Raw genomic sequence first — 19,173 nt, 5'->3', positions numbered from 1 at the left:
TTGAGGGTTTGCTAAGGATAGCGATAATGACCCAAGATAACAAAAAAATTTGAGTGCATTTTAACTAGAATCAATTTTTTTGCAGCTTTTTTTTAAAGGTTGTCAATTTATTTTAGTGAGAGGTTGGTATGAACAATAAAGTCGGGCTCATCCATAGTTTGAAAGATGGTCAAAAATACATGGATACTTGGCCTGTGCGAAAGGAGCTGACCCCTCTTTTTCCAGAACAACGCATCATTAAGGCAACAAAATTTGGTGTCAAAGTGATGCCAGCTGTCGCTGCGATCAGCGTGCTGATGCAAATGGTGTTTGAAAACCAGCAAGCGATGCCCCAAGCCATTGTGATGGCTTTATTTGCGATTAGCCTTCCTCTACAGGGTATGTGGTGGTTGGGTAACCGCTCTAATACACAACTTCCGCCAGCACTTGCAAGCTGGTACCGAGAAATTCATCAAAAAATTATTGAAGCAGGCGGCGCGCTTGAGCCGATAAAAAGTAAACCACGATACAAAGAATTGGCCATAACGCTCAATCGTGCGTTTAGGCAGCTGGATAAATCTGCGTTGGAGCGCTGGTTTTAAAGTCAGATAAAATTCTGATTGCTCTGCTTCTTATCAAGTGGTTCATCATAAGGTAACTTCTTAGAAAGGAGGCTAGGATCATTCGATCCTAGCCTCCTTTTTTGTTGTTATATCGCCGATCTGTAGCCACGTAACCAAGTACTCTTGTCCCAATTCAGCATGTAAAATAGCGCGACTTCTTTCATTTATATTTATAAAAGTCAAATTCATTAGTGAAGATTTATTTCGCATTATTGATTAAAAAAACATCATCTGTTTTTTATTCAAATGATAAGAATATTACTTTGCTCACTCTTAAACATAGTGGTTTTGTGTGCTGGTTAACGCAAATTTCACGTTTTGTTACTTTGTTGTTAATCCTCTCTTCCCTTTACTGAGCCTTGCTGGTAAAAATGTGTACATATGCGTAAATAAGCGCGTACAAAATATAGAAACTATAATTAGTAGCTGTTTGTTTCAGATTTCCTAGACTTATAAGTAGGTCACCAGACCATAGGTGCAATATTTAGAGTATTTGGAATCAAAGAAATAAAACAAGTAAGCCGCCAGGAGATTGGCAGCCACAACATCACAACAACTTTACTGCTGAATCAAGGAGTCAAGATGAAAGCAAGTCAAATCATTGCTACCGCGTGTATTGCCGGTGCAGCGTTACTTTCCTCTACAGGTGTTATTGCTAAAACGGCGAAAGTTGCCGTATCACAAATCGTAGAGCACCCCGCTCTGGACGCGACGCGTCAGGGTTTGCTCGATGGCCTTAAAGAAAAGGGCTATGTAGAAGGGAAAAATCTAGAATTTGAATATCGTACTGCGCAAGGTAACCCTGCGATTGCGGTACAAATAGCGCGTCAATTTGTCGGTGAAAACCCTGACGTGTTGGTTGGTATTGCAACGCCAACCGCTCAAGCGCTGGTTTCTTCAACCCGCTCTATTCCGGTTGTATTCACTGCGGTGACTGACCCTGTTGGCGCTAAGCTGGTAGGCAGCATGAAAAAGCCTGGCAAAAACGTCACAGGCTTATCTGATTTATCGCCTGTTGCTCAACACGTTGACTTAATCCAAGAGATTTTACCAAACGCTAAATCTATCGGTGTGGTTTATAACCCCGGCGAAGCGAATGCGGTTACTCTGGTTGAGCTTTTGAAAGAAGCAGCAGATGCAAAAGGCCTAAAAGTCGTTGAAGCGACTGCTCTAAAGAGTGCGGATGTCCAATCGGCAACTCAAGCCATTTCTGCTAAATCTGATGTGATTTATGCCCCTACAGATAACACCGTTGCGAGTGCCATTGAAGGTATGATCGTCGCGGCGAATCAAGCGAAAACGCCAGTCCTTGGTGGTGCTACCTCTTATGTTGAGAAAGGTGCAGTGGCAAGCTTAGGGTTCGATTACTACCAAGTCGGTGTCCAAACGGCTGATTATGTAGCCGCTATTTTAGAAGGTGCGGAACCGGGTAGCCTAGATGTGAATGTGGCAAAAGGTTCTGATCTTGTTGTGAACAAAACTGCTGCTGAAAAGATTGGTGTCACCATTCCTAAATCCGTTCTGGATCGTGCAACTAGCGTAAAATAATAACACTAAGCCCGAATAGTACTCGCTATTCGGGCTTTTTATATCAAGCAGAAAGGGAGTTGTTATGTCTGCTTTTGCATTTTTTGGAGCCCTTGAAATTGGGCTCGTTTATGGATTGGTCGCACTGGGTGTTTATTTAACGTTTAGAGTTCTAGATTTTCCAGATTTGAGTGTAGATGGTAGCTTCCCAATGGGCGCTGCCGTTGCTGCTACAGCCATTGTGGCAGGTATTGACCCGTGGATTGCAACAGGTATGGCAATTATTGCTGGTGCAGCAACGGGGTGGGTTACGGCATTCTTAGCCGTGAAATGTGGAATATTGCACCTTTTAGCTTCTATATTAACCATGATCGCCGCGTTTTCTATCAATATCCGTATTATGGGGCGACCTAATATTGCATTGATAGGCGAAAATACAATCCTAACGCCATTCGAAGCCTTGGGTGACTCTATGTATGTACGCCCAATTGTGGTGGGGGTATTGGTATTACTGTCGGCAATTTTCGTTGTACGCCTTCTAAATAGTGATTTCGGTTTAGGTCTTAGAGCGACTGGTGTAAATGCGAGAATGGTGGCGTCGCAAGGTGCGAGCACGGCATTTTATACCTATTTTGGTTTAGCGTTATCAAATGGTTTCGTTGGATTTTCTGGGGCATTGTTTGCTCAAACAAACAGCTTTGCAGATGTCACTTCAGGAGTTGGTACCATCGTTGTCGGGTTAGCAGCAGTGATTCTTGGGCAGACGTTAATCCCTGGTCGCAAAATTTGGGTGGCGGTTTTAGCCGTTATCGTTGGTTCGGTACTTTATAGACTTGCAGTGGCATTTGCGTTAAGTACAGGTATGTTTGGGCTACAAGCTTCAGACTTGAACCTTGTCACTGCAGTGTTGGTTGCTTTGGCTCTGATTGCACCAAAACTGAAAGGAAACCTTAACGCAAAAAAGGGCGGTAAGCCTGCAAAGTCTGAATCTGAGGAGGTAGCATGATCCAGATCGACAATATTCAAGTTACCTTTAACGCAGGTACTATTTTAGAAAACAGAGCCTTAAGAGGTGTCTCTCTTACCGTTCCTGAACACGAATTCCTTACCGTTATTGGTTCCAACGGTGCAGGTAAATCTACCCTGCTTGGGGCCGTTACTGGTGAAACACCGATGGCTGGTGGCAGTGTCATTATTGATAACGTTGACGTGACTCGCCAAACCGTTGACCAACGTGCGAGCCAATGTGCACGCGTGTTTCAAGATCCACTGGCTGGTACATGTGGCGATCTCACCATTGAAGAAAACATGGCGCTAGCTTATATGCGTGGTAAGCGTCGCGGATGGAGCTTTTCTTTATCATCAAAACGAAGAAAACTGTTCCAAGAGCGCATCAGTATTCTGGGTTTAGGCTTAGAGGATAGGTTAGGGGATAACATTGGTCTATTATCGGGTGGACAGCGTCAAGCAGTCAGTCTCGTTATGGCGACTTTATCTGAGAGTAAACTTCTGCTTTTAGATGAGCATACCGCTGCGCTGGATCCTCGTATGGCAGCATTCATTATCGATTTGACGAAGCGGATTGTGAATGAATTCAATCTTACGGTAATGATGGTTACTCACTCTATGAAAGATGCGTTAGCGTGTGGTGATAGAACGGTCATGCTCCACCAAGGCGAGGTTGTGTTAGATGTTGCCGGAGATGAACGAGCAAACATGTCTGTCCCTGATCTACTCGAAATGTTCTCTAAAGTACGTGGTGAGGAACTTGCTGATGATAGCTTATTACTAAATTAATTCTTTTCTTAAGAGATAAATTACTCAACGTAAACGTAAACCCTCTTTAGCTCAAAAGAGGGTTTTTTCTTTTATTAAGATGCTGTTAATATTGCGCTTTCGTTCAAAATTGGCGTGTTATTTCAGTATGTGTTTTAAAACACTTTATTTTTGTCTGGGGTTCATATGATGTCGACCCAGCACATGAGCTTAAGATATGTATTTCTCATCCCAGCAATATTTGCTATCGGCATGTTGTTGATGGTGGCTATAAATTACTTCGAACGAAATGAAAAAAGGGTTGAACGCGAATATAAACGGGTTGAAAACGCCATTCATCGTTCAGTGAAAATTCTGACTTCGCTTGACTACACTCTTTCTACTCACTATCAGAACGAAAACTTTCCTCACTTTCAGCATAACTCTCAAGTCAATAATGGTGTCTGCCATGTTTGGCCAATCGAAGCGCTGGTTTTAGCACAGGATAAAAACCTAAACATCCCTGCGGTGGATATTAGTTATATGATCTCGGGCGACCAATCGATGTGTCGTCGAGGTTCTGTATTAAATAGACGCGCTGTAGAAATGATGGACTTAGCGCCGATGCTGTCATTCCTACACGATCTTGACGAGCATATATTGGGTATTTATTACGTTGCTGAAGAGGGGTTAGTGATTTCTTCTCCTGATACTTTAGCGAAAAATATTGATCGATCCTCTATTGAGCATTTTAAATCTCAACCATTCTGGTATTTGACCAGCCGCAATTCAGATTCGATAACCGTTACAGGTCCAGTTGAAAACGCAAATGAGCTCGAAAGGGTGCTCACGTTGTCTTTGCCCGTTAGTCAGGGAGAGGATTTTAAAGGCGTGGTGTCATTAGAGATTAAAACCGATCTGCTTTTGAGTTCAGGGTCTTCACTGAGTGAAAAATTGCACTTGGTGCACAACGAGCAACTTCACACCGTACGTGATCGACACTTTGTGTACCCACTTTCTATTCAAGGGGTGGCGTTTGAGCATACGCTGTTTTATGAGTCAGATTTTGTCGATGAGTTATTGTCTTTACTCCATGAAGAGCGAAATGCTGTCTTCATCATTTCGATTATCTACATTTTAACTGTGATCAGCCTGTTTTATTTGAATTTGAACTTCGAGCGCCGTTACTTTCAAAATTTAGCTGAAAAAGATTCAATGACGGGGCTGCTCAATCGGCGAGGGCTGGAAATTGAATTCAAAAAGCCATGTCGTTATCAGTTTGAAGGCATTGCGGTATTTGACATTGATAACTTCAAGAAGATAAACGACACGTATGGTCATGAAAAAGGAGACGAAGTGATCTGCTTTGTTGCCGATCAGATGCGGGCTGTATTAAGAGAAATGGATGCAGTATCTCGATTTGGTGGTGAAGAGTTTGTCGTATACATTCGAGCGAATAGCCCACAGCTTATTGTCGACATTGCTCATCGAATTCAAAAGCAAGTCGCCAGCCAATCCTATGAGCTTCTTGAGTGCGGTTTTTCTTTATCTGGCGGTGTGTGTGTCGAAGATAATCAAGAGCAGGCAAGCTTGAAAGATTTGGTTAAGTCTGCAGATAAAAAGCTCTACCATGCAAAGGAGTCAGGAAAAAATCAGGTGATCTTTTGAGGACGTTTTTAGGTCAATAGACCCTAGTGCTTCAAATGAAAAATAGCGAGAGTGACTTTCCTTTCGCTATTTTGCATTTTACAGAGTATATGTCGTGTTTAAATCGTACTCACGCTCTGGATTGTATCTCGGTATCGCTGTATGTGATCTACAATCGGCGCCGCTTTATTAAAGGTGCGGATGTCACGGAACAAAGCCGCAGCTTCAGGATATTCTTGTCTAAGATACGAAAACCACTGTTTTACTCGGTTAGGGTAGTACAACCCTTTGTCACCTTGGATTTCATATTCTGAATACTGAAGTAGCAGGTCAACGACGTCGTGCCACGGCATAGGTTGGTGATTATGTTTTACTACATTTCCTAGGTTAGGTACGTTGAAGGCACCTCGACAAACCATTAGTGAGTCTATCCCCGACATTTCAATACAGCGTTGCCCATCTGCGTAGTTCCATATCTCACCATTTGCGATCAAAGGGATACGGGCTTTCTGTTTTAGCTTCGCTAAGTATTCCCATTTGATTTCACTGGCTTTGTAACCCCCTGATTTCGTTCTAGCATGTACCGTAATCTCATTAGCACCAGCTTGTGTAATGGCATCGACGATTTCAAAGCAATCATTCGGGTCTTCCCATCCTAGCCGAATTTTTGCTGTGACTGGGACGTTTGGGTCTATGGCCTCTCGGCACGCTTTAACGACTTGATAAATCAGTTCAGGGTGCTGCAACAAAGCGGCACCACCTTTACTCTTGTTCACCATTTTGGCTGGGCAGCCAAAGTTAAGGTCAATACCATCGGAACCGAGATTTACGGCTCTAAAGGCATTTTCAGCCATCCAGTTGGGTTCTTGACCAAGTAACTGCGTTCGAACAGGCGTCCCCGATTTGGTTTTACTTCCGGTATTGATTTCCGGGCAGATACGGGTAAAAACGTGGTCTGGTAATAGCTGATCAATCACACGAACGAACTCCGTAACGCACAGGTCGTAATCGTTTATGTTGGTCAGAATTTCACGCATTAGATGATCTAATACGCCTTCCATTGGTCCAAGTATTACACGCATAGTTTTTACCTTATTTTAGGGCTGCGCGATTGTATGCGAGAAGCTTATTTAATGCAAAACCGGTGGTGAGTAGACAAGCAAAACAGCAGTATCTGGTTTCTTCAAATGACTTGGGTATAATCCCCACCAACATACAGAAACAAGATAAACAAAATGTACCAACTGATTTCTCTGCCAAATGGTTACGATGGTGAAAATGCCTATTTTTACGAGGGTGCAGTGCTGGCCGCTAACTTCGCGACTCAACCGCTGGAGCCCAAAAAATGGCTACCTGAAATACAAGCTGAAGAGATAGAGAAGCAGATAGTTGATCAAATAAACAACCAGTATGCGTCGATAAAGTCTAGCGAATATAGACCATCTGAATGGGCAAATGACAAAGAAGCGTTTGCCGATTTCTCTGAAGGCTTTATGTCGGTGTGGTCCATCATTGAAGAGCAATGGCTTGAATCGCAAGTGTCTGACGGTACTGCACGGATGTTACAAGCCCTGCTTACCGCATTTATGCTGGGGATTGACGAAGAGCAAACCCGTGAGCAAATGAAACAGACAGGAATAGATAACCCCCCTCGATTAGAAGATCTATTACCTCAGTTGGATATTATGACTTCAGAAGTGGCGATGGCGGCTGATGAGCTAATGATTGGCGCTAAATCACAAAGCGTGAATCCATATAAAACCGTTGGAAGAAATGACGTGTGCCCGTGTGAAAGTGGCAAGAAATTTAAGAAATGTTGCGGTCGTTAGTTTAATCGTTATCCCCTAGCTCTCCCCATAAAATAAAGCTCCTATACGGAGCTTTATTTTTCTATACTCAAGCATCTTTATAAATCAAAGGCTTGTGGCATTTATCCTTAAAATAACGTTCTTGGTTTTCTAGCGAATTGAGAAATAACCACAACCGCCAACGCAACTAACATACCAGCAAAAATAACGACTAACCATTGAGGCATAGATAGTGTTAGAAATTGCCACACAACCTTACTGCAATCGCCATATGCGTTGAATACTGATGGCATCCACTCATGAAGTGGTGCCCACTCAGGGAAAGAGACGAAAATATCGCAGGTAGCAAAAGGGGAAGGGTTAAATTGATAGTCGACATGCTGCAGCGAAAGCATTAAGCCTTTATAAGCGCTGGCTCCCCATCCAAAAAATCCAAGCCAACGAACGATGACGTTTTTAGGGTGTAGCATACCCAAAATAGCCGCGAAGCCCACTCCCATCATAGCAACGCGCTCATAAATACACATTACACATGGAGCCAACATCATAACGTGCTGAAAGTACAAAGCCGTAGCTTCCAGTGCCACGATAGAAATCAGTAGAATAAGCCATGACAGGCGACTCTCTGAAAATTGTTTGATTGCATATAAAGCGTTCAAGGTAATGTATCCTTATAAAAAAAGCTCTGATAACTCAGAGCTTTTTATCTTGAATAAGTTCTCTATTCAACAAAAAAATTAATGTCCCTGTGACGAACTTACCGCTTCGCCCACATGATGAGATATCCACCCCATCTCATAGAAACTTGCCGTAAATGGTTCAAGTAGGAATGCGATACCGAACAAACCCACAATAGCAAGAACAAACGTGTACGGCAGTGCCATAATAACCATGCGACCGTACGACAAACGAATAAGCGGTGCTAGCGCTGAAGTCAGCAAGAACAGGAATGCAGCTTGACCATTTGGTGTCGCGACAGAAGGAAGGTTAGTTCCCGTATTGATGGCAACAGCAAGTAGGTCAAATTGATCACGGGTAATAATGCCTTCAACAAGAGCTGATTTCACTTCGTTGATGTAAACCGTGCCGACAAATACATTATCAGACACCATAGAAAGCAAACCATTCGCGATATAGAACATGACCATCTGCTGACCACCTTCCAATGCGAGTACGGCATCGATTACTGGCTTAAACAGTTCCTGGTCGATGATGACAGCAACAACAGCAAAGAAAACAGCGAGAAGGGCAGTAAACGGCAGCGCTTCTTCAAATGCTTTACCTAGTGAGTGCTCTTCAATAACCCCAGTGAATGCCGTAGCTAGAATGATGACACTTAAGCCGATTAAACCGACTTCCGCTAAGTGGAACATCAGACCAACGATAAGCCATAGTGCAATCAAGCCTTGGATAACGAGTTTCGCAATATCTTGTTTATTTCTGCGCTTACGTTGCTCGTTATCGAAATCAACTAGAATTTTTCTAACGCTTGCTGGTAAATCCGTGCCGTAGCCACATACTTTGAATTTCTCAACTAAAGCACAGGTAATAAGTCCGCAGAAGAATACTGGCAGAGTAACAGGCAACATGCGAATCATGAACTCGCCAAACTGCCAACTTGCTTGGTCTGCAATGATTAGGTTTTGAGGTTCACCTACCATTGTCATTACTCCGCCCAAAGCAGTACCGACGCCGGCATGCATAAGTAGAGAGCGTAAAAATGAACGGTAGTTTTCTAAGTCATCACGAGTAACTTCACATAAATGGTCATCACTAGTGTGGTCGTGGTTAGCTTGAGAACCCTTACCCGACGCAACTTTATGATATATCGAATAGAAGCCAACGGCCACAGAAATAACAACTGCGATAACCGTTAGAGCATCAAGAAATGCTGAAAGGAAGGCCGAAACGAAACAGAAAGTGACGGATAGCAGTACCTTAGAACGCACACCAAGCAGTATCTTCGTAAAGATGAAGAGCAAAAGCTCCTTCATGAAGTAGATACCCGCAACCATAAATACTAACAATAGAAGAACCGGAAGGTTGGCTTCTAATTCATGATAAACCTGATTTGGACTGGTCATCCCAATTGCGACCGCTTGAATAGCTAATAGACCACCGGGCTGAAGTGGGTAGCATTTTAAAGCCATAGCCAATGTAAAGATAAACTCGATGATGAGCATCCAACCAGCAATGAATGGGTCTACAAAGTAAAATACAATTGGGTTAATAATAAGAAAGGCGATAATGGCAAGCTTGTACCAATCTGGTGCTTTGCCTAGAAAGTTCTTAATGAACGCGTTTCCGAGTGACATCGGCATGATAAGACTCTTTTATTGTAAATTCGACACTGAGAGTGTGTCTCGATCCCTGAATATGAAATGTGGAATTTCATAAAAAATCATATCTTAAACAGTGACTTAGGAAAACAACTTCGATGGAAACCTCTGTAGCCTTGCCAAGTCACTCCTTGAGAAAGACAAGCACTCCTATACTTTCGCCCGCAACTCTACTCCTACGTAATATTTAGTCAACCTAAAAATGTTTAAAATAGTTAAATTGACAGGCTTTTTTATCAAGAACTAGCGACATTGATTCATAGAATAGTACGAACTTTAACTTTTGCTTACACTTTTACTCTTGCCTAGGTTAACCATCAAAATAATGCACTTTAGCGGTTAAATTCAGGTGTTTTTGCCGAAATTAGGCTAAATTTCCATGTAAAATTAAGTTAGATTCATGCATTGGGTAAGTATTTTATTTCGTTGCCTGTTTGTTAAAATTGTTGAAAAATGAGATTTGACTCACAATGAGTGCGCTAATCTATCTCAGAATAAAAAAATCTAACGCGTAATCTCACAAACAAAGCAGGAATACACAGGGTTATTTTCTGAATTGTGCAAGTAGTGGTATGATGAGTGCAATTTTACGTTATAAATGCACCGGAAACCCGAATTCATGGTTATAAAGGCAAAAAGCCCAGCAGGTTTTGCTGAGAAGTACATTATTGAAAGTATTTGGAAGGGGCGCTTCCCTCCTGGGTCTATCCTACCAGCGGAGCGTGAGCTTTCTGAATTGATTGGCGTAACGAGAACGACGTTAAGAGAAGTGTTGCAGCGTCTTGCCCGTGATGGGTGGCTAACCATTCAGCATGGTAAACCGACCAAAGTTAACCAATTTATGGAAACCTCGGGTTTGCATATTCTCGATACGCTAATGACTTTGGATGCCGATAACGCAACGAGCATTGTTGAAGACCTTCTTGCTGCACGTACCAATATCAGCCCAATCTTTATGCGTTATGCCTTTAAAGCAAATAAAGAAACATCGTTAAAGACAATCCAAGGTGTAATTGATTCTTGTGAGCAGCTTTTAGAATCGGACAATTGGGATACGTTTGTTCAAGCGTCGCCTTACGCCGATAAAATTCGTGCTAACGTAAAAGATGACAATGAGAAAGATGAAGAAAAGCGTCAAGCTATATTGATTGCCAAAACGTTCAACTTTTACGATTACATGCTGTTCCAACGTCTTGCCTTCCATTCTGGAAACCAGATCTACGGGCTTATCTTTAATGGTCTGAAGAAGTTGTATGATCGCGTCGGTAGCTATTACTTCTCTAACCCTGAAGCACGAGATCTTGCATTGAACTTCTACAAACAATTGCATGAAGTGTGCGAGTCTGGTTCTCGTGAACAATTACCGATTGTTATCCGCCATTACGGGCTTGAAAGTGCACAAATCTGGAATAAGATGAAAGTGACACTACCGACGAACTTTACTGAAGACGACAGTTAATGCATTGTCGCTTAAAGCAGTTGTCGCTTAGATAAGTAGATATTCATAACCCGCTTTTGGCGGGTTTTTGCATTCTAGAGCATAAGGTTGTTCGTTGACTCTAAAGAGAAGTTTGTGAATGACGAGTATTGAAGTGGTTTAAAGGTAATACTTCGGGTAGTGGTTCATAGAGTTCTTCGCAGATCGAACTGATAACGTAGTCGTAAGCACCAAATAAGAATACTGATATCCCATTGGTGAGTTTGTACAAATTATCTGTATCGGTGGACTCATTATTGTTTGATTCTTCTGCAAGATCGCTTAACACATCGCTAAGCTTTAGTTGAACATCGGATGAAACAGGCACTGCACAACTCAAACTGATTTGGTTTAGCCGTCTTTGAATCAAATGTCCGTAATGAAGGTAACGTCGTTTTCCTGCTTCCGTTTCAATACCCTGAATACATACCCTCAGCTGCGTTAGACACTCCATAGCTTCGCAAATCAGCTGCCAGTCATGGTGATACTGATCTGTCATGTCGTCGCGATATGCTTCAATCATCCAAGTGACGATGGACTCATCCATAAGGTAGAGGCATTGGCGGATGACTTTACCGTGTGATACTTGTTTACGATTGACGCTATGGGTTCTCCACTCTTTACACATCAAAGTTAGGTTGATTAGGAGCACGCGATATTTTGCTTTATTTGAGTTCTCGCTGATTTTTTTAGCTTGCGCGGCGAGTGATTTGATTTGTTCCTTTAACTTGAATAAGGACTTTAACGTTGCGTGTGATGCTTGATTACCTTCGGTAAGCACTTGATGTGTCAGTGTACGATGTGCTCTACATAACTGAATAATTTGACGCAGAAGATGAAGACTGTCGAGATGGCGTTGGTCATTTTCTGCCTTTACTTGGCTGCGTAAAAACAACACTACGATACAAACGGATATGACCGTTAAGCTGATTAGTATAAACAAACACATCTCCCCAGATTGTTTAGTCGATAGAGTGCATACTCAGTGCCAATTTTTTATTTAATTTAAATCAATAAGTTAGGGTTTGTTGTTTCCTAGGTTATGTCTAGGAGTAGTGCAATTGCCCCAATTGGGGGAAGGGGGCTTTGCGGAAAATTGGTCTTCGATAAAATTGTTTTGACTGGGTGACTGGGTGACTGGGTGACTGGGTGACTGGGTGACTGGGTATAAAAAAACCGCCTGCGAGGTAGGCGGTTTAAGTTTTAGCGTGTAGTTACTTGCAAGATGCAGTTACCTACAAGGCGTAGTCATTTACATCACTCGCATGCCAGGCTTAGCACCTTCATGTGGTTCAAGTAACCATAAGTCACTGCCTCCAGGACCAGCTGCGAGAACCATTCCTTCAGACATGCCAAATTTCATCTTGCGAGGTTTAAGGTTCGCAACCATAACTGTGTGCTTACCTACAAGGTCTTCCGGCTTGTAGGCTGACTTGATACCGGAGAATACTTGACGCGTTTCGCCACCAATGTCGAGTGTCAGCTTAAGCAATTTATTTGCTTTTGGCACTTCCTCGCACTCAACGATTTTCGCAATGCGTAAGTCCACTTTAGCGAAATCATCAAATTCAATTTCATCTGCAATTGGGTCTTTGCTCAGCTCAGTTTCTGTTTGCGCTTCTTGAGATTTTTCAGCAACGGCTTTCTCGGCTGCTGCTACTTCTTTAGACGCTTCAACCATCGCTTCTACTTTCTTAGGATCGATTCGGTTGAATAGTGCTTTGAACTTCGTGATTTCATGGCCCGTTAATGGTTGCGCAATGCCTTCCCACGTTAGCTCATCATTCAAGAAGCCTTCAGTGCGATCGGCAAGTGCTGGCATTACCGGCTTTAGGTAAGTCATCAGAACTCGGAACAAGTTAATACCGACAGAGCAGATATCTTGGAGTTCTTTGTCTTTGCCTTCTTCTTTAGCAACAACCCAAGGCGCCTTTTCATCGACGTATTGGTTTGCTTTGTCGGCAAGTGCCGTCACTTCACGAATTGCACGGCTAAATTCACGTGATTCATACAGTTCTGCGATGCGATCTGCCGCTGATACGAACTCACTGTAGAGTTCTAGTTCTGCGAAATCATCTGAAAGTTTGCCTTCAAAACGTTTCGTGATAAAGCCAGCGTTACGAGAAGCAAGGTTTACAATCTTGTTCACGACGTCAGCGTTAACACGTTGAGTGAAGTCTTCAAGGTTGAGATCTAAGTCGTCTATGCGGCTGTTTAGCTTGGCTGCGTAGTAGTAGCGCAGGCATTCAGGATCTAAGTGATCTAGGTAAGTACTCGCTTTGACAAACGTCCCCTTCGACTTGGACATCTTCGCGCCGTTTACCGTAACGTAGCCGTGTACAAATACGTTATTTGGTTTACGGAATCCAGAACCTTCTAGCATTGCTGGCCAGAATAGGCTGTGGAAATAAACGATGTCTTTGCCGATGAAGTGGTAAAGCTCTGCGTTGCTGTCTTTCTTCCAGTATTCGTCGAAATCCAAATCATCACGCTTGTCACATAGGTTTTTGAACGAACCCATGTAGCCGATAGGGGCATCTAGCCAAACGTAGAAGAATTTGTTTTTCTCACCTGGAATTTCAAAGCCGAAATATGGCGCATCTCGAGAGATATCCCACTGTTGCAAACCGGATTCGAACCACTCCTGCATTTTATTGGCAGTTTCAGATTGCAGTGAACCAGAGCGAGTCCACTCTTTTAACATGCTCTCAAATTGAGGCAGGTCGAAGAAGAAGTGTTCAGAGTCTTTCATAATGGGGGTCGACCCCGATACAGCAGACTTCGGATTGATAAGCTCTGTTGGGCTGTAGGTTTCACCACAATTGTCGCAGTTATCACCGTATTGGTCATCAGACTTACATTTCGGACAGGTGCCTTTTACGAAACGGTCTGGTAGGAACATTTCCTTCTCTGGATCAAACAGCTGAGAAATTGTACGGCTGGAAATAAAACCATTTTTCTTGAGCTGCAGGTAAATGTGAGAAGCCAGCTCGCGGTTCTCATCAGAATGCGTGCTGTGGTAGTTGTCAAAGCTGATATCAAATCCAGCGAAATCTTTTTGGTGCTCTTCACTTACAGCAGCGATCATCTCTTCTGGCGTAATACCCATCTGTTGTGCTTTAAGCATAATTGGCGTGCCGTGAGCATCGTCTGCACAGATGAAATTAACAGTGTTGCCACGAAGGCGCTGATAACGAACCCAGATATCCGCTTGGATATGCTCAAGCATATGTCCAAGGTGGATAGAACCGTTTGCATACGGTAGGGCACAAGTTACCAGTATTTTCCTTGTAGTAAGGTTTTTTGGATCGGTTGCCATACTTGTTATTCGCTTTAGATAGGTATTAATGTGATAGCCGCTAATAGTACCTTAAGCAGCAGCGTACTCCAACCCGCAGACTAGGCGTATATCCTAGTTTTTTCAGGGTTCTTTGCGAAAGAATGAAGTGTTAGGATGAACAAAAACAATTGGAGGTAATATGGAACAATTTCAATCAAAAGAAGCCCTGTGCCAGTGGCTAGGACAATACCGACATCCAATGCTGATCGATGGATGGAGCCAGACTCTTGGAATTGTGTCTGTTTTGGCGAGTGGTGTGATTAAGATTGAGATTCCATTTATCAATAAAGCGCTGCAGCAAAGCCTGAAAAATTGGATTGAAGATCAAATTAAATCCAGTTCTATACCTGCTTTTGAATACAACATCGTAGGTAACGTAAAAGCGATGCAAACCACCGTGTTAGCGGAAGTAAAAGGTGTTAAGAATATCATCGCAGTTACGTCTGCTAAAGGAGGCGTAGGTAAGTCAACGACAGCCGTGAACTTGGCGATGGCGCTCAATGTTTCTGGCGCGAAGGTTGGAATGTTGGATGCGGATATCTATGGCCCTTCCGTTCCTATTATGCTGGGCACTCAAGGGAAAAAGCCGGATGTCCGAGACAATAAATGGATGCAGCCCGTACAGGCACATGGGGTTTATACCAACTCAATTGGCTATCTTGTCGATGATGCCGATGCCGCCATTTGGCGTGGTCCTATGGCTTCTAAAGCGTTAGCCCAACTGCTTAACGAAACAGAATGGCCGGATTTGGATTATCTTGTTATCGATATGCCGCCTGGAACAGGTGATATTCAGCTGACGCTGTCGCAACAGATCCCAGTGACAGGTTCTTTGATAGTGACAACTCCTCAAGATCTTGCCTTAGCCGATGCACGTAAAGGGGCGGCTATGTTTGAAAAGGTCGATGTACCTGTATTAGGCATGGTTGAAAATATGAGTTACCACATATGCAGCCATTGTGGTGAGAAAGAGCATATATTTGGCGATGGTGGCGCAAGCCAAATGGCTCAAGAGTTTGGTTTGGCGCTATTGGCACAAATTCCACTGCATATTTCCGTTAGAGAAGATCTGGACAATGGTGCGCCGACTGTCGTATCTCGCCCAGATTCACCTCATTCCGATATTTACCGCTTGCTAGCTGAAACCGTTGTAAGCCGTTTGTATTGGCAAGGTAAAGCCAAGCCAGATGCAATAAGCTTTGTGGCAGTGTAATCGCAGTAAATACAGCAGCACCTTAATTAAAGTGAATTTGTAACAATTCCTCTAATGTTGTCTAAAAATGAAACGTTAGCCGAAGAGTTTAAAGTACTTCGGCTAACGAGCCTTAGATATACAATCGATATAATATCTTTTCCTCCGAAAACGTGCCTTAGAATACTCTGCTTGAAAACCAAACAACCATGCATGTTAATGCTTATTACCAATAGATATTAATGATAATTTCGACACTCTATACTGGTATTAAGTATTGTATCTCCCTATAATCGGGCGGTTTAACTCAACTCAGCTACCAAATTAGTATCAGGTGCTATAAATGTCTAATAACAATCAATGCGTCATCGTGGGAATTGCTGGCGCTTCTGCCTCAGGAAAGAGCTTAATCGCGAGTACAATCTACAACGAACTTCGTGCGAAAGTCGGTGACGATCATATTGGTGTGATTACGGAAGATTGCTACTACAAAGATCAAAGTCATCTGAGCATGGAAGAGCGTGAAAAAACCAATTATGACCACCCAAATGCGCTTGATCACGATTTGCTTTGTAAGCACCTAGAGCAATTGATTCAAGGGAATGCGGTAGAAGTACCCGAGTACAGTTACCCAGAACATACACGCACAGCGACTACAACGTCGTTAACGCCTAAAAAAGTGATCATCTTGGAAGGTATTCTTCTTCTTACAGATCCACGTTTACGCGATTTAATGCATGCGACTGTTTTCATGGATACGCCCTTAGATATCTGTTTACTTCGCCGCGTAAAACGCGATGTAGAAGACCGTGGTCGCTCTATGGAATCAGTGCTTAAGCAATACCAAGACACGGTTCGTCCTATGTTCATGCAATTCATTGAGCCTTCTAAGCAATATGCCGACATCATTGTTCCTCGTGGTGGCAAGAACAGAATTGCAATTGACGTTTTGAAAGCACATATCGCCAAACTACTAAAAAGCTAAGCGGTGCGTTGACTCAGGATTGTCAAAGTTCTGATAAATCGGAAAAAATTCATAACAAAAAGTGGCGCATTATGCGCCACTTTTGTATGTTTGAGGTAATTTAAATATATCTCCGGTCGCAGATTCAAGGAATCCAGGATGAAGAAGCTACTTCTTTTCATTGCAGTACCAATCACTTTGATTGTTGTTGCTTTACTTGCCCTCATTATTTTTGTTAACCCCAACCAATTTAAACCCATGATTGTCGAACAGGTTCAGAAGAACACTGGAATGACACTAGTGATTGAAGGGGATATTGGTTGGCAACTTTTTCCTAGCTTGGGGTTTAGTGTTGGTCAAACGGAATTAAGAAATCCAGAAGGCTTTTCATTACCCAATTTGTTAAAAGTTGAGCAAGTGGGCTTGGCCATTGAAGTGACACCGCTACTAAGCAATCAACTTGTTATTGGTAATGTGATTCTTGATGGTGCTGAAGTGGCGCTAGAAACACTAAAAGATGGGCGTTCTAATCTGGATGCTCTTACTCAATCTGGTCAAAGTGACCCTGTCAAAGTTGAAAACCAGCCAGAAACAGCTCCAACTTCCCAAAGCCCAGAGACGAGTACTGAACCTTCAGCACTTGAGCAATGGCAAGTATCTGTTGCTGGCATTACCATTTCCAATGCAAAAGTGACGGTATCAGATAAGCAGGCAGGAAGCCTATTAACATTGAGTGATGCCAATGCTTCGCTGTCAGAGTTTGAATTTGGCCAGTGGAGTAAGCTGACATTTGATGTAACAGGAGCACAGAATCAACAGAGTTTCTCTGCTGAAGGGCAAGTGGAATTCAAGCTCTCTCAAGATCTTAAACAGTATGAATTGCGAAACGTCGATCTGGATGCTGGAGTGGAAGATAAATCTTTAGGGCTAAACGCTAAGGCAACACTTTCTTTGCCTGCTTTTGCTCTTGGAGAATGGAATAGCATTGAATTTGATGTGAGTGGACAAAGCCAACAACAAAATTTCGCCGCTAAAGGTGGAACCGAATTCTTCCTTTCAGAAGACTTTCAAGACTACCAACTGCGTAAGTTAGGCGTTGATGCTTCGTTCAGCGACCCAACAAACAAGGTCGAACAATTTCGCTTGGATTTAGCGACGTTTGCTTTTGATAAATCTAACGATCTTTCTTACAAACTTGCTGGTGATTTAGCAGGATTGAAAGTGGATTCAGAGGGCGCATTGAGCGTAGTTGTCGACAAAGCTATTTCTAAGATTAAAGTGCAGAAAATTAAGTTATCAAACAACTTAGAAGGAGATGCACTTCCTCAATCACCAATGAAAGTAGACTTAGATGCAGGTGTGACATTTGACGTTAAGAAAAGTCATTTAGCATTGGCGTTAACCAAACTGACAGCAAATGACATTCAACTTGATGGTGACGCCAGTGTAACTTTGTCTGCGATCCCTCAAGTCAATTTCAATTTGCATAGCCCGAATATTGACTTGGACGCATTCCTTGGCTTGAATACACAACCAAAAGAATCCGGTGCCAGTGGATCCCCTGAGAGTAATGATACATCTGCGGGTAAAGAAGCGCCTAGAGCGCCAGAAGTTGAACCTGATTTGAGTGCTTTGAAACTAGTTAATGCTAAAGGAAAGCTGGTTATTGATAAGTTCAAAGCGAACAATGCGAAATTGCAAAAGGTCACGACTCAGTTCACGTTGAAAAATGGTGTTCTCGATCTTTCGCGTTTTAGTGCCAACTTATACGAAGGAAGTATTTCGACCAAAGCAAGGTTGGATGCAAGAAAATCCACGCCTTCTTATAGTATTAATGGTGGAGTGAAAGGGGTAAAAGTACAGCCTCTGATGATCGATGTTATCGATAACAATTTGTTAGAAGGTACGGGCAATATTGATCTGGCGTTAAATGGTCAAAGCTTGAAGCCTACAGCGCTGCAAGAAAACCTAAAAGGTACGGTAAAAATCAACTTCGCGGACGGTGCTGTGTATGGTGTCAACTTGCCTCACCTTATTCGCACGAATTATGCGAAGTTTAAAGGGCAGGGCGTATCCGCGGTAGAAAATGTAGAGAAAACCGATTTCTCTGCAATGACTGCCACGTTGAAGCTGAATAAAGGCGTTGTATCTACAGACAATCTCAATATGCAGTCCCCACTGTTGCGTATTACGGGTAAAGGAAACGCCAACTATATCAAGCAAAATGTAGACATGCTGATTCGCACATCGATCGTTGGGTCTTTAAAAGGGCAAGGCGGGGAAACTATTGATGACTTGAAAGATGTTACGATCCCTGTGCAGATCACAGGAGCGTGGGCAGATCCCAAATTCAAATTGGTTTTCGATGATGTCCTGAAGCAAAAAGCGAAGAAAGAAGCGGAGCGCGGAATCAAAAAATTGTTAGGGGATAAAGTTAAACCTGATCAATCTAAAGATATTGCAGATAAGCTGCTTAAAGGCTTATTCAATTAAAAGAAAGTAGTTTTATAAAAAGCACACTG

At 42.7% G+C, this 19,173-nt stretch carries 15 protein-coding genes; 10 read left to right on the top strand and 5 right to left on the bottom strand.

The window, feature by feature from the left end:
* The first annotated feature begins 128 nt into the window (after window positions 1–128).
* The 5 genes from yfbV to Q8W40_RS01975 all read left to right on the top strand — a co-directional run bounded on the left by yfbV (window position 129) and on the right by Q8W40_RS01975 (window position 5,552).
* Window positions 129–581 (top strand): terminus macrodomain insulation protein YfbV, encoded by a 453-nt coding sequence (gene yfbV, locus Q8W40_RS01995; protein ID WP_305395658.1) that lies wholly within the window; start codon window positions 129–131, stop codon window positions 579–581.
* A 603-nt stretch (window positions 582–1,184) separates the two neighbouring features.
* Window positions 1,185–2,150: an ABC transporter substrate-binding protein gene (locus tag Q8W40_RS01990; RefSeq protein ID WP_305395657.1), complete on the top strand. Its 966-nt coding sequence runs from the start codon at window positions 1,185–1,187 to the stop codon at window positions 2,148–2,150.
* A gap of 64 nt (window positions 2,151–2,214) precedes the next feature.
* A complete protein-coding gene (locus Q8W40_RS01985; protein WP_305395656.1) occupies window positions 2,215–3,135 on the top strand; it encodes an ABC transporter permease in 921 nt (306 codons plus the stop codon).
* The gene (locus Q8W40_RS01980) at window positions 3,132–3,926 is read left to right on the top strand and encodes an ABC transporter ATP-binding protein (protein ID WP_305395655.1); all 795 of its coding nucleotides are present in this window, start codon (window positions 3,132–3,134) and stop codon (window positions 3,924–3,926) included. The genes Q8W40_RS01985 and Q8W40_RS01980 overlap by 4 nt, the downstream gene beginning before the upstream one ends.
* A gap of 165 nt (window positions 3,927–4,091) precedes the next feature.
* Complete coding sequence (locus Q8W40_RS01975; protein WP_305395654.1) at window positions 4,092–5,552, top strand: sensor domain-containing diguanylate cyclase; 1,461 nt, start codon at window positions 4,092–4,094, stop codon at window positions 5,550–5,552.
* Window positions 5,553–5,650: 98 nt separating this feature from the next.
* On the opposite strand, the gene dusC is transcribed toward Q8W40_RS01975, so the two are convergent.
* Window positions 5,651–6,613: a tRNA dihydrouridine(16) synthase DusC gene (gene dusC, locus Q8W40_RS01970; protein WP_305395653.1), complete on the bottom strand. Its 963-nt coding sequence runs from the start codon at window positions 6,611–6,613 to the stop codon at window positions 5,651–5,653.
* A 153-nt stretch (window positions 6,614–6,766) separates the two neighbouring features.
* Here dusC and Q8W40_RS01965 point away from each other — a divergent pair, with 153 nt between their 5' ends.
* Window positions 6,767–7,360: a YecA family protein gene (locus Q8W40_RS01965; RefSeq protein ID WP_305395652.1), complete on the top strand. Its 594-nt coding sequence runs from the start codon at window positions 6,767–6,769 to the stop codon at window positions 7,358–7,360.
* 107 nt (window positions 7,361–7,467) lie between these two features.
* Here Q8W40_RS01965 and dsbB read toward each other — a convergent pair whose 3' ends face one another.
* On the bottom strand, window positions 7,468–7,998 hold the full coding sequence (gene dsbB, locus Q8W40_RS01960; protein WP_305395651.1) for a disulfide bond formation protein DsbB: 531 nt from the start codon (window positions 7,996–7,998) through the stop codon (window positions 7,468–7,470).
* Between the two features lie 78 nt (window positions 7,999–8,076).
* On the bottom strand, window positions 8,077–9,660 hold the full coding sequence (gene nhaB, locus Q8W40_RS01955) for a Na(+)/H(+) antiporter NhaB (protein ID WP_305395650.1): 1,584 nt from the start codon (window positions 9,658–9,660) through the stop codon (window positions 8,077–8,079).
* A 637-nt stretch (window positions 9,661–10,297) separates the two neighbouring features.
* On the opposite strand from nhaB, the gene fadR reads away from it, so the two are divergent.
* Window positions 10,298–11,137 carry a fatty acid metabolism transcriptional regulator FadR gene (gene fadR / locus Q8W40_RS01950; RefSeq protein WP_305395649.1) on the top strand — a complete coding sequence of 280 codons (840 nt, stop codon included), beginning with the start codon at window positions 10,298–10,300 and terminating at the stop codon, window positions 11,135–11,137.
* A gap of 100 nt (window positions 11,138–11,237) precedes the next feature.
* Here fadR and Q8W40_RS01945 read toward each other — a convergent pair whose 3' ends face one another.
* Entirely contained in the window at window positions 11,238–12,098 is an 861-nt protein-coding gene (locus tag Q8W40_RS01945) for a hypothetical protein (RefSeq protein ID WP_305395648.1), read from the bottom strand.
* A gap of 309 nt (window positions 12,099–12,407) precedes the next feature.
* A complete protein-coding gene (metG, locus tag Q8W40_RS01940) occupies window positions 12,408–14,474 on the bottom strand; it encodes a methionine--tRNA ligase (RefSeq protein WP_305395647.1) in 2,067 nt (688 codons plus the stop codon).
* A 160-nt stretch (window positions 14,475–14,634) separates the two neighbouring features.
* On the opposite strand from metG, the gene apbC reads away from it, so the two are divergent.
* The 3 genes from apbC to Q8W40_RS01925 all read left to right on the top strand — a co-directional run bounded on the left by apbC (window position 14,635) and on the right by Q8W40_RS01925 (window position 19,144).
* Window positions 14,635–15,708: an iron-sulfur cluster carrier protein ApbC gene (gene apbC / locus Q8W40_RS01935; protein ID WP_305395646.1), complete on the top strand. Its 1,074-nt coding sequence runs from the start codon at window positions 14,635–14,637 to the stop codon at window positions 15,706–15,708.
* A 322-nt stretch (window positions 15,709–16,030) separates the two neighbouring features.
* Window positions 16,031–16,672, top strand: coding sequence for a uridine kinase (gene udk, locus Q8W40_RS01930; protein ID WP_101113618.1), 642 nt, complete (start codon window positions 16,031–16,033; stop codon window positions 16,670–16,672).
* A gap of 138 nt (window positions 16,673–16,810) precedes the next feature.
* Complete coding sequence (locus Q8W40_RS01925) at window positions 16,811–19,144, top strand: AsmA family protein (RefSeq protein WP_305395645.1); 2,334 nt, start codon at window positions 16,811–16,813, stop codon at window positions 19,142–19,144.
* Window positions 19,145–19,173 lie beyond the last annotated feature (29 nt).

The sequence above is a fragment of the Vibrio penaeicida genome, assembly GCF_030689305.1.
In the GTDB taxonomy this organism is placed as follows: domain Bacteria; phylum Pseudomonadota; class Gammaproteobacteria; order Enterobacterales; family Vibrionaceae; genus Vibrio; species Vibrio penaeicida_B.
This window is presented reverse-complemented; position numbering and strand designations above follow the sequence as displayed.

What these genes read in the sequence shown, in the direction of transcription:
- Q8W40_RS01925 (WP_305395645.1), top strand. Translation starts at nt 16,811, where the DNA reads ATGAAGAAGCTACTTCTTTTCATTGCAGTACCAATCACTTTGATTGTT.
- udk (WP_101113618.1), top strand. Translation starts at nt 16,031, where the DNA reads ATGTCTAATAACAATCAATGCGTCATCGTGGGAATTGCTGGCGCTTCT.
- Q8W40_RS01990 (WP_305395657.1), top strand. Translation starts at nt 1,185, where the DNA reads ATGAAAGCAAGTCAAATCATTGCTACCGCGTGTATTGCCGGTGCAGCG.
- dusC (WP_305395653.1), bottom strand. Translation starts at nt 6,613, where the DNA reads ATGCGTGTAATACTTGGACCAATGGAAGGCGTATTAGATCATCTAATG.
- yfbV (WP_305395658.1), top strand. Translation starts at nt 129, where the DNA reads ATGAACAATAAAGTCGGGCTCATCCATAGTTTGAAAGATGGTCAAAAA.
- Q8W40_RS01965 (WP_305395652.1), top strand. Translation starts at nt 6,767, where the DNA reads ATGTACCAACTGATTTCTCTGCCAAATGGTTACGATGGTGAAAATGCC.
- fadR (WP_305395649.1), top strand. Translation starts at nt 10,298, where the DNA reads ATGGTTATAAAGGCAAAAAGCCCAGCAGGTTTTGCTGAGAAGTACATT.
- Q8W40_RS01985 (WP_305395656.1), top strand. Translation starts at nt 2,215, where the DNA reads ATGTCTGCTTTTGCATTTTTTGGAGCCCTTGAAATTGGGCTCGTTTAT.
- Q8W40_RS01980 (WP_305395655.1), top strand. Translation starts at nt 3,132, where the DNA reads ATGATCCAGATCGACAATATTCAAGTTACCTTTAACGCAGGTACTATT.
- metG (WP_305395647.1), bottom strand. Translation starts at nt 14,474, where the DNA reads ATGGCAACCGATCCAAAAAACCTTACTACAAGGAAAATACTGGTAACT.
- Q8W40_RS01975 (WP_305395654.1), top strand. Translation starts at nt 4,092, where the DNA reads ATGATGTCGACCCAGCACATGAGCTTAAGATATGTATTTCTCATCCCA.
- nhaB (WP_305395650.1), bottom strand. Translation starts at nt 9,660, where the DNA reads ATGCCGATGTCACTCGGAAACGCGTTCATTAAGAACTTTCTAGGCAAA.
- apbC (WP_305395646.1), top strand. Translation starts at nt 14,635, where the DNA reads ATGGAACAATTTCAATCAAAAGAAGCCCTGTGCCAGTGGCTAGGACAA.